Genomic DNA, 14826 nt, shown 5'->3' with positions numbered 1-14826 from the left:
CCCCATGTGCGGAATCGTCGGGATGGTCGGCCGCGGAGCGGTGAACCAGGAGATCTACGACTCACTCCTCCTGCTGCAGCATCGCGGTCAGGATTCGACGGGCATCGCGACCGCCGAGACCAACGGCGTCTTCCACGTGCACAAAGAGAAGGGGCAGGTGCGCGAGGCGTTCCGCACGCGCGACATGCGCGCCCTCCTCGGCAACCTCGGACTGGGGCACGTGCGCTACGCGACCAAGGGCACCGCCTCGAGTGAAGAGGAGGCGCAGCCGTTCTACGTGAACGCGCCCTACGGCATCGTCCTCGTGCACAACGGCAACCTCACCAACACGCGTGAGCTCACCGACGAGCTCTTCCACAAGGACCGCCGTCACCTCAACACCTCCAGTGACACGGAACTGCTGGTCAACGTCCTGGCGAACGAGCTGCAGGCCTCCATCTCGGGCGTGGATCTCGAGCCCGAGGAGATCTTCCAGGCGGTCACGCGCGTGCACGAGCGCGTCGAGGGCTCGTACGCGGCGATCGCGCTCATCGCCGGACACGGCCTGCTGGCCTTCCGCGACCCGTACGGCATCCGTCCGCTCATCCTCGGCACGCGCAAGAACGCCGACGGCAGTTACGAATGGGTCGTCACGAGCGAGTCGCTCGTGCTCGAGAACGGCGAGTTCGAGGTCGTCCGCGACGTGGACCCCGGCGAGGCCGTGTTCGTCGACCTCGACGGGCACCTGCACACGCATCAGTGCGCCGTCGACGCCCAGCTCGTCCCGTGCTCGTTCGAGTACGTCTACCTCGCCCGGCCCGACTCGATCATGAACGGCATCTCGGTCTACGAGGCGCGGCTCCGCATGGGCGAGCGCCTCGCCGACACGATCGCGAAGTACACCCCCGCCGGCACGATCGACGTCGTCATGCCCATTCCCGACTCGTCGCGTCCCGCCGCGATGCAGGTCGCGCGGAAGCTCGGCATCGAATACCGCGAGGGCTTCTACAAGAACCGCTACGTCGGCCGGACGTTCATCATGCCCGGACAGGCCGCCCGCAAGAAGAGCGTGCGCCAGAAGCTCAATGCGATGTCGAGCGAGTTCAAGGGCAAGAACGTGCTCCTCATCGACGACTCGATCGTGCGCGGCACGACGTCGAAGCAGATCATCCAGATGGCGAGGGATGCCGGAGCCAAGACGGTCACGTTCGCCTCGGCCGCGCCGCCGGTGCGTTTCCCCCACGTCTACGGCATCAACATGCCCTCGCGCCACGAGCTCGTCGCGCACGGTCGCACCATCCCCGAGATCGCCGAAGAGCTGGGCGCCGACTACATGGTGTACCAGGAGGTCGAGGACCTGAAGGCGGCGATCCTCGAGGGCTCCGACGTCGAGGACCTCGACATGAGCTGCTTCGACGGCCGCTACATCACCGGAACGGTGACCGAGGAGTACCTGGCCTGGGTCGAGGGGTCCCAGGAGTCTTGACCTCGCTGCCCGCGCGCCCGCTCTGGCAGGGGCGCGCGCTCGCCGTGATCGGCATCGTCCTCTTCGCGTTCTCGCTGCGGACCGCCGTCGCCTCGCTCTCGCCCGTGCTCGCCTTCATCGGCGCCGACTTCGCCGTGACGCCGGCGGTCGCCGGTCTCATCGGCACGGCACCCCCGGTCTGCTATGCCGTGTTCGGCATCCTCACTCCGCAGCTGGAGCGACGGTTCGGTCTGGAACGGCTGGCGGTGGCTGCGATGGTCGTCGCCGTCGCAGGCATGACGTGGCGCGCGCTCGCCGTCGACGCGACGACGCTGCTCGCCTCGACCGCACTGATCTTCGCGGCTGTCGGAGTGGGGAACATCCTTCTGCCGCCGCTCGTGAAGAAGTACTTCCCCGATCGCATCGGGCTCATGACGACGATCTACTCGACCACGATGGCGGTGGCGACGTTCACGCCGCCGCTGGTGGCGGTGCCGATCGCGGATGCCGCGGACTGGCGGCTCTCGCTGGGACTGTGGGCTCTGTTCGCGCTCGTCGCGTGCATCCCGTGGATCGCGCTCTCGATCCGCGCGAGGTCGACGCAGGCATCCGACGTCGACATCGAGGCGGCGAGCCCGCAGGCCTTCCGGCGCATGTGGCGTCTGCCGCTTGCGTGGGCGCTCGTCGTCGGATTCACGGTATCGGGGGTGCTCGCCTACACGTCGTTCGCGTGGCTGCCCACCCTGCTGCAGGATGTCGCCGGTGTGACGCCGGCCGCCGCCGGCGCCCTCCTCTCGCTGTTCGCGGCGATGGGGCTGCCGTGCTCGCTGCTCGTGCCCGTGCTCGTCGTGCGATTCAACGCGACGCGGGCGCTGTTCGGGGTGGCGGTCGTCGCGGGGCTGTCGGGCATCGCCGGTCTGCTGTTCGCCCCGCAGGCCGCGCCGTGGCTGTGGGTGGTGCTGCTCGGGCTCGCTCCGCTCCTCTTCCCGCTCACGCTCGTGCTGCTCGGACTGCGCACCCGCACGCATGAGACGGCGGTCGCGCTCAGCGCGTTCGTTCAGAGCATCGGGTATGCGATCGTCGCGCTGTTCCCGTTCGGGATCGGCCTGATCCACGGGTGGACCGACTCCTGGACGATTCCGCTGCTGATCCTCGCGTGCGTGGTCGCCGCCGCGATTCCCGCGGGAGCGGTGGCGGCGCGCAGGCACACCATCGAGGACGACTGGGAACGTCGTCACGGCGCGTGGTGAGGCGACCGCTCAGGCGGCGCGAGAGCGCGGAGAGACTACTGGGCCTTCTCGTCTTCGTACTCGCCCGAGTACTGATCCGCCCACTTGTCGACGTATGCGTCGTCAGAGGGGTGCCCGAGCTCGCGTTCCAGCGCCCCATAGTTGACGCTGTGAACGTCGTACTTGAGTTCGCGGGCGATCTTGGTGTGCTTCGCCTTTTGACGGCCACGCCCCATGCGAGACCCCCTCATATGTGAGTCGCGGGCTTCTGGATGCCCGCCGCAACGACGCCGGCTCGAGGCCGGTAAGAGTAGCATTCAGGATAACACGGAGCCTCCGCACCACGGCGGGCTCCTCCTTGGTTGTGGCATCGACGCATGAGGAGCGCGGACGCATGACGGACGAGGCATCTGACCCGGCTGACGCCCTCACGAAGGCGGCGGACGTGCGCGGGGCGGTGATCGTCGGGGTGATTCCCGATCAGTCCACCCGCGTTCTCGCCGAGGGCGCCCGGTACGCGAAGCTCCTCGGTGCGCCGCTCGTCGTCGTCCACGTCGACGTGACGCGGTTCGTCACCTACGAAGATCCCGACGGCTACGTGCACTCGGCGCCGATCGATCTCAACATCGCGGCGGGCGAGGGCGAGCTCGCCAGGGTCAAGGCCACGGCATCCGCGTTCCTCGAAGGACACGACGTGAACTGGAGCGTGCAGCAGCTCGTCGGCGACCCGGCGATGGCCATCAAGCACCTGGCGGAGCAGATCGACGCGAAGCTCCTGGTCGTCGGCACGCGCAAGCGGGGGATCGGCGAGTCGATCCGCGAGTTCTTCACGGGCTCGGTCGCCGCGCGCCTCGCGCACCGTCAGCACCGGTCGCTGCTCGTGGTCCCGCTCGGCGAGCCGGTCGCCGACGACGAGGAGATCTGGCCCTCCTGACGTGACGAAGGGGCCGGCTCCGGCATCCGGAACCAGCCCCCTTCTCATCGGTGTCAGCCGCGCAGCGTGCGCGTGACCTCACGCGCGATGCGGTCGAGGTCCGCCGTGAGCTCGTCGATCATGGATGCCGCGAGCTCGCCACCGCGGGCGACATGGCCGCGCAGATCGGTGCGCAGACGCACCCGGAAGTCGTTGATCGCGGCATCCGCGCGGTGCAGCTGCTCCCGGCTCTGGATGCGCGGGTCGTCCGACGCAGCCTGCGCCGTCGCGGCCCCGCGCTCCTCGCTTCGGGCGGCGGCGAGGTCGGCGCGGAGGCTCCGCATCGCCTCGCGCACGCTGCCTCGCACCTCGTCCGCGATCAGGCGCACGGAGTCGGCGAGGCCGGCTTCGATGCCCTCGAGCTCACCGGCGCGGGACTGGACCTCGGCATGTCCGGCCTCGGTGATCGCGTAGACGGTCTTGCGACCGTCGATCGACTTGGTCACGAGTCCCTCCTCTTCGAGCTTGGCCAGCCGCGGGTAGATGGTGCCGGCACTCGGCGTGTACGTGCCGCCGGTGCGGTCGGAGAGCGCCTGCATGATGTCGTAGCCGTGCCGCGGCCCCTCGTCGAGGAGGTTCAGCAGGTACAGGCGCAGGTCGCCGTGGGAGAAGACAGGACTCATCACCATTCCCCCTCGCCGGCGGCGGAAGCGCCATCGGCGGGATTTCCCTCGACCGGAGCATCCGGCGCCGCGACCGGTCGGCGCAGCACGGTGACGTCGCCCGACACGCTGTTGGCGCGCACGTCGGCGAAGCTGCCGCTGAGCTCGCCGACCGAGCCGGTGAAGTTCGTGGTGGGCCCGGTGCCGTTCCCGGAGCGCATGACCCCGTCGACCTGCACCTTGCCGCTCACGCTGCGCACGACGTAGTTGGAGGGGTGGCCGTCGTCCACGCGCACGGTGACCGCGCCGCTGACGGTGTTGACGTTCACGGTCTGCAGGTCGCCGGCCGAGTCGATCAGCGCGGAGCCGGAGACGGTATCGATCGTCGCCTTGGCGAGGGTGCCGGTGGCGGTGACATCGCCCGACACGCTGTTGGCGTTGAGCGAGCCGACCAGGTCGCGCACCTGCACGTCGCCCGACACGGCGTTGACGGTGAGGTCGCCCGTGAGGCCGTCGACCATGATGTCGCCCGACACGGTGTTGAGCTTGGCGTCGTACTGCAGCCCGGCGACGAGGGCGCTGGCGCTGACGACGCCGAGGTTGAGGGCGACGGAGCGAGGCACGGCGACGCTGATCTCGGCCTTCGGCCCGCTCGCGGTGAAGTTGCGGAACACCTCGAGGAAGTTGTCCCATCGCAGCTGCGGGTGATCGATCTCGACGGTGTCGCCGACGACCTCGATGCGGAGGTCCTTGACGGTGACGCCGTGCACCTCGATGCGGGCGCTCGGCTCGTCGTGGGCGATGACGTCGATCTGACCGCCGATGAGGCCGACTTTGAGCGACCGCACCGTCTCGATGTCGATGACGCGCGTCTCGCCCGGGTGGATGATCCACTTCTCCAGGGTCATGGTGTTCTCCAGGGGTTGGGGTGTGTTCACGATATATCGCGTGCCCCGAGAATAACACGATATATCGCGTTCCTGTCAATCGGATGCTGCGAGCAGCTTGACCTTGACGCAACGTCAACCTCTAACGTCGTACTCATGACCGAAACCGAGTGGTCGATCCAGCAGATCGGCAAGATCGCCGGCACGACGAGCCGCACCCTTCGCCATTACGGCGACATCGGACTGCTCGTGCCGTCGAGGGTCGGCCACAACGGCTACCGGTACTACGACCAGACCGCTCTCGTGCGGCTGCAGCGAATCCTGCTGCTGCGCGACCTCGGACTGGGACTGCCGCAGATCGCGGAGGTCATCGAGCGCGAGGCATCCGAGATCCCCGCACTCGAGACCCACCTCGCGTGGCTGAGGCAGGAGCAGGACCGGCTGATGCGCCAAGTCGCATCGGTCGAGAACACCATCACCGCACTGAGAGGAGGTGAACGACTGATGGCAGAGAACATGTTCGACGGTTTCGACCACACGCAGTACAAGGATGAGGTCGAGGAGCGCTGGGGCGAGAAGGCCTACGCCGACAGCGACCGCTGGTGGCGCTCGATGAGCGCCGAGGAGAAGGCGGCCTGGCAGCAGCAGGTGTCCGATCTCGGGCGCGACTGGATCGCCGCCGCCGAGAGCGGAATCGCTCCCGGTTCCGACGAGGCCCAGGCGCTCGCGAAGCGCCACGTGGACTGGCTGACCGGCATTCCGGGCACGCCCGCCGCGGTGCCCGGCGGCGACGTGAAGGCGTACGTCATCGGGCTCGGCGAGATGTACGTGGCCGACCCTCGCTTCGGTCGCAACTACGCGACGGGCGCGGGCGGCACGGAAGGCGCCGAGTTCGTCCGCGACGCGCTGGGCGTCTACGCCGAGGGCAACCTCTGAGCCTCGACGCACGGATGCCGCGACCCGTCGGGTCGCGGCATCCGTCCTATCGGGAGGAAACCCGAGAGCGCTGGTTCGTCAGGCGCGTCGGCTTCCGGTGATGACGCGGAAGAGGAACGCGATGAGTGCGATGACACCCACGATGAGCGCCACCCACAGCAGCCAGCTGAGGGCGCTGTTGAGTCCGCCGACGATGGCGAGCACGACGGCCACGACGATGATGATGATCAGGGCGAGGTTCATGGAGGTTCTCCTTCTCCTTCATCGGTACGCGGGGTGACATACCGGGTGTCTCGTGGACACGCATCAACGCTGGCATCGCTGCCCGGCGGCGGGGAGGGGCTTGACGACCCCGGATTTCCGGGTGTAGTCGCATACGCGCGGCGCCCGGAGCACCACGCGTGCCGCTGTCAAGCCCCCCATTCCGGCGCGAGCCCGGATCTAGCGTGAAGGCAGCCTGAACGACTTCGAGGGGGGCGGATGCCGAAGCTCGCACGAGTCCGTCCGTTCGACGACCCCGGGCACCGACGGGTGCGTGCAGGGTCCGGATTCCGGTACGTCGACGCGAAGGGCGCCGCTGTCTCGGACGCCGACGTCGAGCGCATTCGCGCCCTGGTGATCCCTCCGGCGTGGGAGGACGTCTGGATCAGCGTGCGTCCCGACGGCCACATCCAGGCCGTGGGCACCGACGACGCCGGCCGCAAGCAGTACCTGTACCACCCGGAGTGGTCCGTCGGACGCGACCGCCGCAAGTACGCCCGCGCGCTTCGTCTCGCCCAGACGCTGCCGCGCGCCCGCGGGCGGGTCACCACATCGCTCCGCCGCAGCGATCTCGATCGCGAGCGGGTGCTGGCGACGGCGTTCCGGCTGCTCGACCAGGCGGCACCGCGCATCGGCTCCGAACGCTACCTCGCGGCGCACGGAAGCCGCGGGCTGACGACGCTGCAGCGACGGGACGCGTCGGTGGCGGCATCCGTCGTCACGCTCGCGTTCCCGGGGAAGAGCGGCAAGCGCCAGCTCCTCGAGGTCGACGACGCCGATCTGGCGGGCGTCGTCGAGCTGCTCGCCGCGGGGCGCCCGCGCTCGGCGCTGCTCGCGTGGGATCGCGGGCGGCGACGGGTGCCGCTCACGCCGGCCGAGGTGAACGCGTACGTGCGTTCGCTGACCGGTGAGAAGTTCACCGCGAAGGACTTCCGCACGCTGCGGGGCACGATCCTCGCCGCAGAGGCTCTCGCCCGCATCGGCGCCGTCGACACCGCGAAAGACCGCAAGCGCGCCGAGCTGCTCGCCGTGCGTGCGACCGCCGAGGCTCTCGGCAACACGCCGGCCGTCGCGCGCGGCTCGTACATCGACCCCCGCGTGTTCACCCGCTACCGCGACGGCGAGACGCTCGACCTCTCGATCTCGGCCGAGTCCGCGATCCTCGGCCTGATCCGCCCGCGCCGCTGACCCCGCGCCGCTGACCCCGCTTCTCGCGTCCGTCCGTTCGTGCGGGCGAATGTGCGTCAACACGCCCGGGCGTCCGCACATTCGCCCGCACAAACGGATGGGGGACGGGGGCGCGGGTAGCGTGAGGGGATGCCCCAGCCGGTCGACGTGCGAACGCTCGGCCTGGTCGTCGCCGGGGGCGCCGCGGGGGTCCTCGCCCGGGCCGCTCTGCTCGCACCGGTGAGCGATCCCGGTGCGGTGCCGTGGGTCACGCTCGGCATCAACGCCGTCGGCAGCCTCCTGCTCGGAGTGGTCGTCGGCATGCTCGACGGCCGCCGTCCGCGCCTCCGGGCCTTCCTCGGAACCGGCGTGCTCGGCGGCTTCACCACGTACAGCGCGTTCGCCGTCGACGCGGCCGTGTGGCTGTCGACGCCGTCGCTCGCGGGCGGGCTGGCGGCGGCATCCGTCTTCGCCGGCGTCGCGGGGGCCGTCGTGGGGCTCGCGATCGGACGCCGGGCGAGCGGAGAGCCGCGCACGGCCGTGGAGCCGGAGGTCGCCGAATGAACCTCCTCGTCGTCCTGGGACTCGCGGTCGCGGGCGGCGCCGGTGCAGGCCTGCGCTACGTCGTCGACCGCCTCATCCGGACGCGCGACGGCTTCCCCTTCGGCATCCTCGTGGTCAATGTGAGCGGGTCGTTCGTGCTCGGCGTCATCACCGGACTCGGCACCGCGCTGGCGCCGGAGACGGCGCTCGTCCTCGGTGTCGGACTGCTCGGCGGCTACACGACGTTCAGCACGGTCTCGGTCGAGACGGTGCTGCTGGCCGAGCGCCGGCGATGGACGGATGCCGCGGCCAACCTGCTCGGGACGCTCGTCTTCGCGGCCGCTGCGGCAGCCGGTGGGATCGCGCTCGGATCGGTTCTCGCGGGCCCGTGGGCGTGAACGCCCCCACAGGCGGAGATCCGCGCACCGGATGAGATACTGAACCCGATACATCTCCGTATCGGCGCGCCGCTCCGCGTGCAGCCGACCGCCCCATTCCTTCGAAGGCATCTGTGTCGAACCTCGCCGTCCTCAGCCTCAAGAACCGCGCGCTGATCGCGCTCATCACGATCGTCGCCGCGATCTTCGGCGGGCTCGCTCTCACGAACCTCAAGCAGGAGCTCATCCCGTCGATCGAGTTCCCGACGCTCATCGTCGTCTCGACGTACCCGGGAGCCTCGCCCGAGGTCGTGAGCAACGACGTGTCGGTGCCGATCGAGACAGCGATCCAGGGCGTGCCCGGTCTCGAGTCGACCACGGCCACCAGCACCACGAACGCCTCGATCGTGCAGGCGTCGTTCACGTACGGCACCGACCTCGCGACCGCCGAGCAGAAGATGACGCAGGCGATCAACCGCATCTCGTCGCAGCTGCCCGACGGCGTCGAGCCGAACGTCATCTCCGCGAGCATCGACGACTTCCCGGTGATCCAACTGGCCGTGACCGGTTTCGACGACCAGGAGACGATCCAGGCTCAGCTCGAGGCATCCGTCATTCCGGATCTCGAGGACGTCGCGGGCGTCAACGCGGCGCAGATCGTCGGCGGTGTCGGCCAACGGGTCACCATCACGCCCGACCAGGAGGCCCTCGCGGCGGCTGGCTTCACGCAGCAGGCCATCCGCGACGCGCTCGACCAGAACGGCGTGCTGTTCCCCGGTGGCGAGATCACCGAGGGCGATGAGACCCTCACGGTGCAGACCGGGTCGAAGATCGCATCGGTCGACGAGATCGGGGCGCTGCCGCTCGTCCCGTCGACGGCCGATCAGTTCGCCGCAGGACCGAAGACGATCGCGGATGTCGCCACCGTCGCCGAAGAGCCGGACCCGATCACCACGATCTCGCGCGTCAACGGCGAGCCGGCGCTGACGATCGCGGTCACCAAGCTTCCCGCAGCCAACACGGTGGACGTCTCGCGCGGCGTGCTCGAGACGCTGCCCGACCTCGAGCAGTCCCTCGACGGCGCGGAGTTCACGGTTGTGTTCGATCAGGCCCCGTACATCCAGGAGTCGATCGACACCCTGGCGAAGGAGGGCCTGCTCGGGCTCCTCTTCGCCGTGCTGGTGATCTTCGCGTTCCTGCTGTCGGTGCGCTCGACGCTGGTCGCGGCGATCTCGATCCCGACGAGCATCCTCATCACCTTCATCGGCCTGCAGGTCTTCGGCTACTCGCTCAACATCCTCACCCTGGGTGCGATCACGATCGCGATCGGGCGCGTGGTCGACGACTCCATCGTCGTCATCGAGAACATCAAGCGGCACTACGTCGGCGACGCCGACAAGAAGACGGCGATCCTCCGCGGTGTGCGCGAGGTCGCCTCGGCGATCACCTCGTCGACCATCGTCACGGTCGCGGTGTTCCTGCCGATCGCGTTCGTCGGCGACGTCACGGGCGAGCTGTTCCGCCCGTTCGCGCTGACCGTGACGATCGCCATGACGGCGTCGCTGTTCGTCGCACTCACGATCGTGCCGGTCCTCGCGTACTGGTTCCTCAAGCCCGGCAAGCAGATCCTCGACGCCGCGGGCGCCGCGATCGATCCCGAGGATGCGTCCGCGCCGCCGAGCCGCCTGCAGAAGTCCTACCTGCCGATCGTGCGCTGGACCCTCAAGCACTCGTGGACCACGGTGTGCTTGGCGGTGTTCGTTCTCGTGGGCACGGTAGTGCTGGCCTGGGCGGGCATCAACCAGGGCTTCCTGAAGACCAACTTCCTGGGCGACTCGGGTCAGAACACGTTCACGATGACGCAGGACATCGGGCCGGCTCCGTCGCTCGACGCCGAGAGCGCCGCGGCGGAGGAGGTCGAGGAGGTGCTGCTCGGCATCGACGGAATCGAGACCGTGCAGGTGTCGATCGGCTCGAGCGGATCCGCGCTGCGCGACGCCTTCTCGGGCGGTGGCAGCGGCATCACGTACTCGATCACGACCGACCCGGGCGTCGACCAGGTCGCCCTGCGGGAAGAGGTGCAGGCGGCCGTCGGCGAGCTCGACGACGCCGGCGAGATCTCGGTGGCCGCCGGTGGCGGAGGCTTCGGGTCGACCGACATCGCCATCGACGTCACGGCGCCGGACTCCGACACGCTGCAGACCGCGACGGATGCCGTCATCGCGGCCGTCGAGGGCGCCGAAGGGGTCGGTCAGGTCACGAGCAACCTGTCGGCGTCGCTGCCGTACATCGCGGTGACGGTGGACCGTGACAAGGCCGCGGAACTGGGTCTGTCGGAGGTCGCGGTCGGCGCGCTGGTGTCGAACACCATGCAGCCCCAGTCGATCGGCTCCGTCGAGATCGACGACACATCCCTCACCGTGTACCTTGCGGCGTCGGAGACGCCGGCGTCGCTCGACGAGCTGCGCCAGCTGCAGGTGCCGAGCGCCGCAGGCCCGATCGCCCTCGAGGACGTCGCGACGGTCGAGCAGAGCGAAGGCCCCACCTCGATCACCACCGAGGGCGGCCAGCGCACGTCGACCGTCACGGTGTCCCCGTCGACCGACAACCTCCAGACCGCGACGGCCTCGGTCACGACGGCTCTCGCCGACGCCGACCTGCCCGCGTCCGCCGACGCCGCGCTGGGCGGCGTCGTGACGCAGCAGCAGGACGCCTTCTCGCAGCTCGGCCTCGCTCTGCTCGCGGCGATCCTCATCGTCTACATCGTCATGGTCGCGACCTTCAAGTCGCTGCGACAGCCCCTTCTGCTCCTGATCTCGGTGCCGTTCGCGGCGACCGGCGCGATCCTGCTGCAGATCATCACGGGCGTGCCGCTCGGTGTCGCGTCGCTCATCGGCGTGCTGATGCTGATCGGCATCGTGGTGACGAACGCGATCGTGCTCGTCGACCTCGTGAACCAGTACCGCGAGAAGGGTCTGTCGGCGCACGACGCGACGGTGGCGGGTGGCTCACGCCGACTCCGTCCGATCCTGATGACGGCGCTCGCGACGATCTTCGCGCTGACGCCCATGGCGCTCGGCATCACCGGTCAGGGCGGCTTCATCTCGCAGCCGCTCGCGATCGTCGTCATCGGCGGCCTGGTGTCTTCGACGGTGCTGACGCTCCTCGTCCTGCCCACCCTCTACAACCTCGTCGAGGGTGCCAAGGAGCGCCGGATCGCCCGGCGCCACGGCGACGGCGGTGCCGTGCTGGCCGGCGGCCCCGCGCCCGACGCGCCCGAGCCCGCGCTCGCCGTCGCCGCGCCGGTCCTGAGTCGTCGTGAGCGCCGCCTGCTCGAGTCCGGCGGCACCGCCGTCGCGGTGGCCGAGGTCGACGTGCCGGCGATCGACGAGGGTCCCGATATCGAAGTGGCTGAGTCGGTGACGGAAGCGGATGCCGCGCCCGTCGAGGTCGAGACCGAGGCCGTCGCCGCGGTCGAGGCCGAGGTGCCGGCGATCGAGGAAGGTCCCGATATCGAGGTGGCTGAGACGGATGCCGCGCCCGCCGTCGAGCTCGAGGATGCGCCTGCGATCGACGAGGGTCCCGACATCGAGGTGTCGGACACGGTGGCCGACTCCGAGGTTGCCCCGAACGACTCCGAGGTTGCCGCGGACGAGCCGGCAGATCCGGAGGCCGAGGTCACGGTGCCGGTGGTCGACGAGGGCCCCGACATCGAGGTGGCGGAGACGGATGCCGCGCCGCTCGAGGGCGAGCCGGCAGATCCGGAGGCCGACGCCGAGGCCGACGCCGAGGCATCCGACCACGACCCGGACGACCACCGAGAGTGACCGCTCGCCTTTCGTGCAGATGAATCCCGCCGCCGCGACGAGGACGTCGGCGGCGAGGGGCGGTGGGGGTCAGTCGGTGCGGCCGGACGCCTCGAGGAACCGGATGAACACGGCGATCCAGCCGAAGATCAGCGCGAACACGATGATCTCGAACGCGGTGAGCGAGAAGTAGCCGACCGCGGGGATGAAGAGGATCACCGACGCGATGGTCGCAGCGAAGAACGACCAGGACGCGACGAAGTAGGAGCGCGGCATCCCCCGCAGCAGGGTGGGGCCGCTCACGAGCAGCACGATGAACATCGCGGCCATGCCCGACGCCGAGATGTTGTGGAGGGCGAGGTTCACGTCGACGGGGAAGATCCCGACGCACGCGAGCATGATGCCCATCACGACGAACAGCACGGGCACGACGCGGGCGCCGCGCGGGTTCGTGAGCACACCCGCCTCGACGCGCTGGTCCATGTCGTTCGCGATATACACCGCGAACGTCGTGACGAGCAGGCCGCCCGCGATGAGGGTGCCGTTGAAGACCCAGCTCGACAGCGCGTCGAAGGAGCCGAGATGGCTGAAGTGGACCTTCCACCATTCCGGGTCGGGCGTCGTCACCATCGCCGTGAGCGTGCCGATGACGATGAACGCCATCAGCAGCGACGACATCCGCTGCGTCGTCATGCTCGACGCCGACAGGTACACGATGTAGGTGGACAGGCCGAGCGTGACAGCCATCAGCACGACCGCCCAGAAGGGGATCACCGGGAGCCCGATGAAGCCCAGCCCCAGCACCCGGTAGAGCGCGTACGTGGCCAGGAAGGCGAGCGCCGTGTGCACGATGACGACCGAGATCGTGTTGACCGTGAATTTCCAGGGCGCCAGGGTGCGGCGCCACTCCTGGCCGGGACGGCCACGCGCGCGCCAGTATCCGACGGTGGATGCCACGGCCGCGACCACGGCTGCGCCGAGCGCCGCCCACAGCGCGAACGGGTTCTCGTCGGTGAGGGTGAGGGTCGCCGTGACGAGCGCCACGATGAGGCCGTAGAGCGCGCCGAGGGCGCCGCCGGCGAAGGCGAGATACACCGCCTCGGACTCGACGCGGCGCGTCGGCGCCGGAGTTCCGTCGGGCAGGGTCCCAGCGCTGGGCGAGGTCATGGCGCCAGTGTAGGACCGGCGGATGCCGCGTCCGCGCGACGCGCTCACCGGGAGGCCGTCAGGGCGTGCGCTGGAGCCAGGGGCGCAGCATCCGTGTCACCCACGGGAGCACCAGATAGGTCATGACCGGCGTCAGGAGGACTGTCGCGAGAAGGACGCGGAGAACGAGCGGCCACTCGGTGAAACCCGGGACGAAGCCGAGAAGCCACGACGCGAGGAGATTCGTGGGGAAGAAGCCGAGCCAGATCGTGACGGCCTGCTTCCAGCGGGGCGGCGCTGCGGGAATCGGCTGCTGAATCGGACCGGTCGGGGTTGCGGCATCCGCTTGTCCGAGGGGGCGAGTCTCGACGTGTGTCGCGAAGGGAGCGTCGAACCAGCCTTCGATGCCGGTGCGGCGCTCGACGCGGACTTCGCTCGCGAAGGCACGCCCCGAGTCGAGCCACCACGACCGCTGGGGCGATTGCTCCCACGCTTCGAGGGTCGGGATGTCGCTGAACCGGTAGAGCATGTACCAGAGGTCGCTGCCTTCGCCGGCGCGGACCCAGCCCGAGCCGAGGAAACCCGCGAAGCCGGTCGCGAGATCTGTGCCGGCCTGCATCCAACTGGTCGCCTCGACGGTGCGATCCGGGTCGATGCGTCGTTCGATCGCAACGGTGATGGGGTGGGCCACGGGTTCTGCCATGACATCCATTCCACACGATCGACGTTGCGATCGGTGGCGGCCGCCTCTTCGGAGCGATGGTGAGCGGGTGAATCGGGGCAGGCGGCGAGGGTGCGGGGGAGCACGCTCAGCCAGGCGCCGACCGACGCGAAGCCGAAGAACTCGAAGCACGCGAGCGTGATGAAGCCGGCCGTGAGCAGGACCATGCCCGTCGCGAGCAGGACGACGCACAGCGCCGACGCCGCCCGGAATCGCTTGCTGAAGCCGGGGATCCCGAGGCTCGTCGCGACGATCGCGAGCAGCGACAGGCCGAGCCCGGCGGCCGCGATATCGTGCATGACGGTGCTCACCGGGATGGGAATGAGGCCGACGACGGTCAGATGCAGACCGGCGGATACGACCGACACGCGGAAGGCGCGCGCGGTGCGGCGTCCGGTTGTCGTGGGGAGTACGGTGACGGCGAGAACACCGTACGTAGCGAGCAGAAAACCCGATACGATCGCCGTGCCGTTGAAGACGTGTCCGGACAGATCGTCGAAGCTCCCGAGCCGGGAGAAGTGCAACTGCCACCACAGCGGGTCTCGTGTCGTGAGGATCGCGATGATCACCCCGGCGGCAAGCGCGGCCATCGCCCCGTGGCTGAAGTGATGGGCGTGGTGCCTCGTGCGGTGGGCATGGTGACGAGCCCGATGTCGCGGCTCGGACGCGGGGGCGTTCGGGGTGACGCTCGGGCGTTCGGGAGGGGCGAGGAGGGTCAACGGACTCACGTTCTT

14 protein-coding genes and 1 pseudogene are annotated in these 14826 nt (G+C 69.3%); 8 read left to right on the top strand and 7 right to left on the bottom strand.

From position 1 onward, the window contains the following. Positions 1-4 precede the first annotated feature (4 nt). Positions 5-1465: an amidophosphoribosyltransferase gene (gene purF, locus OL358_RS05715; protein WP_264708976.1), complete on the top strand. Its 1461-nt coding sequence runs from the start codon at positions 5-7 to the stop codon at positions 1463-1465. Then, on the top strand, positions 1462-2694 hold the full coding sequence (locus tag OL358_RS05710) for a CynX/NimT family MFS transporter (RefSeq protein ID WP_264708975.1): 1233 nt from the start codon (positions 1462-1464) through the stop codon (positions 2692-2694). The genes purF and OL358_RS05710 overlap by 4 nt, the downstream gene beginning before the upstream one ends. Before the next feature lie 35 nt (positions 2695-2729). Here OL358_RS05710 and OL358_RS05705 read toward each other — a convergent pair whose 3' ends face one another. Then, positions 2730-2909, bottom strand: a complete 180-nt coding sequence (locus OL358_RS05705) for a DUF3073 domain-containing protein (RefSeq protein WP_264708974.1) — start codon at positions 2907-2909, stop codon at positions 2730-2732. Between the two features lie 158 nt (positions 2910-3067). Between OL358_RS05705 and OL358_RS05700 the strand changes: the two genes are divergently transcribed. Continuing rightward, positions 3068-3607: a universal stress protein gene (locus tag OL358_RS05700; RefSeq protein ID WP_264708973.1), complete on the top strand. Its 540-nt coding sequence runs from the start codon at positions 3068-3070 to the stop codon at positions 3605-3607. A gap of 53 nt (positions 3608-3660) precedes the next feature. Here OL358_RS05700 and OL358_RS05695 read toward each other — a convergent pair whose 3' ends face one another. Together OL358_RS05695 and OL358_RS05690 are read right to left on the bottom strand one after the other, a co-directional pair. Then, complete coding sequence (locus OL358_RS05695; RefSeq protein WP_264708972.1) at positions 3661-4269, bottom strand: PadR family transcriptional regulator; 609 nt, start codon at positions 4267-4269, stop codon at positions 3661-3663. Beyond that, the gene (locus OL358_RS05690; protein WP_264708971.1) at positions 4269-5156 is read right to left on the bottom strand and encodes a DUF4097 family beta strand repeat-containing protein; all 888 of its coding nucleotides are present in this window, start codon (positions 5154-5156) and stop codon (positions 4269-4271) included. Before OL358_RS05690 ends, OL358_RS05695 begins: the two co-directional genes overlap by 1 nt. A gap of 135 nt (positions 5157-5291) precedes the next feature. Between OL358_RS05690 and OL358_RS05685 the strand changes: the two genes are divergently transcribed. Further along, positions 5292-6071: a MerR family transcriptional regulator gene (locus OL358_RS05685; RefSeq protein ID WP_264708970.1), complete on the top strand. Its 780-nt coding sequence runs from the start codon at positions 5292-5294 to the stop codon at positions 6069-6071. Between the two features lie 78 nt (positions 6072-6149). On the opposite strand, the gene OL358_RS05680 is transcribed toward OL358_RS05685, so the two are convergent. Next, positions 6150-6314: a hypothetical protein gene (locus tag OL358_RS05680; RefSeq protein WP_264708969.1), complete on the bottom strand. Its 165-nt coding sequence runs from the start codon at positions 6312-6314 to the stop codon at positions 6150-6152. A 237-nt stretch (positions 6315-6551) separates the two neighbouring features. Here OL358_RS05680 and OL358_RS05675 point away from each other — a divergent pair, with 237 nt between their 5' ends. The 4 genes from OL358_RS05675 (at position 6552) to OL358_RS05660 (ending at position 12246) form a co-directional block, all read left to right on the top strand. Next, positions 6552-7520 carry a DNA topoisomerase IB gene (locus OL358_RS05675; RefSeq protein ID WP_264708968.1) on the top strand — a complete coding sequence of 323 codons (969 nt, stop codon included), beginning with the start codon at positions 6552-6554 and terminating at the stop codon, positions 7518-7520. Between the two features lie 129 nt (positions 7521-7649). Then, positions 7650-8063 carry a fluoride efflux transporter FluC gene (locus tag OL358_RS05670; RefSeq protein WP_264708967.1) on the top strand — a complete coding sequence of 138 codons (414 nt, stop codon included), beginning with the start codon at positions 7650-7652 and terminating at the stop codon, positions 8061-8063. Further along, positions 8060-8440, top strand: coding sequence for a fluoride efflux transporter FluC (locus OL358_RS05665; protein ID WP_264708966.1), 381 nt, complete (start codon positions 8060-8062; stop codon positions 8438-8440). Before OL358_RS05670 ends, OL358_RS05665 begins: the two co-directional genes overlap by 4 nt. Before the next feature lie 113 nt (positions 8441-8553). Beyond that, complete coding sequence (locus OL358_RS05660; protein WP_264708965.1) at positions 8554-12246, top strand: efflux RND transporter permease subunit; 3693 nt, start codon at positions 8554-8556, stop codon at positions 12244-12246. Between the two features lie 69 nt (positions 12247-12315). Here the strand turns inward: OL358_RS05660 and OL358_RS05655 are convergent, their stop codons facing one another. From OL358_RS05655 to OL358_RS15850, 3 genes and pseudogenes are all read right to left on the bottom strand, one after another. Continuing rightward, positions 12316-13392, bottom strand: coding sequence for a DUF998 domain-containing protein (locus OL358_RS05655; RefSeq protein ID WP_264708964.1), 1077 nt, complete (start codon positions 13390-13392; stop codon positions 12316-12318). Positions 13393-13450: 58 nt separating this feature from the next. Then, complete coding sequence (locus OL358_RS05650) at positions 13451-14083, bottom strand: antibiotic biosynthesis monooxygenase (protein WP_264708963.1); 633 nt, start codon at positions 14081-14083, stop codon at positions 13451-13453. 149 nt (positions 14084-14232) lie between these two features. After that, a pseudogene (locus OL358_RS15850) lies at positions 14233-14682 on the bottom strand (DUF998 domain-containing protein); the annotation flags it as partial. Positions 14683-14826: the final 144 nt, after the last annotated feature.

Origin of the sequence: Microbacterium sp. SSM24 (assembly GCF_025989145.1) — a bacterium.
Lineage (GTDB): Bacteria > Actinomycetota > Actinomycetes > Actinomycetales > Microbacteriaceae > Microbacterium.
Note: the sequence above shows the minus strand (reverse complement) of the source record. Positions and strands in the feature narration are given on the sequence as shown.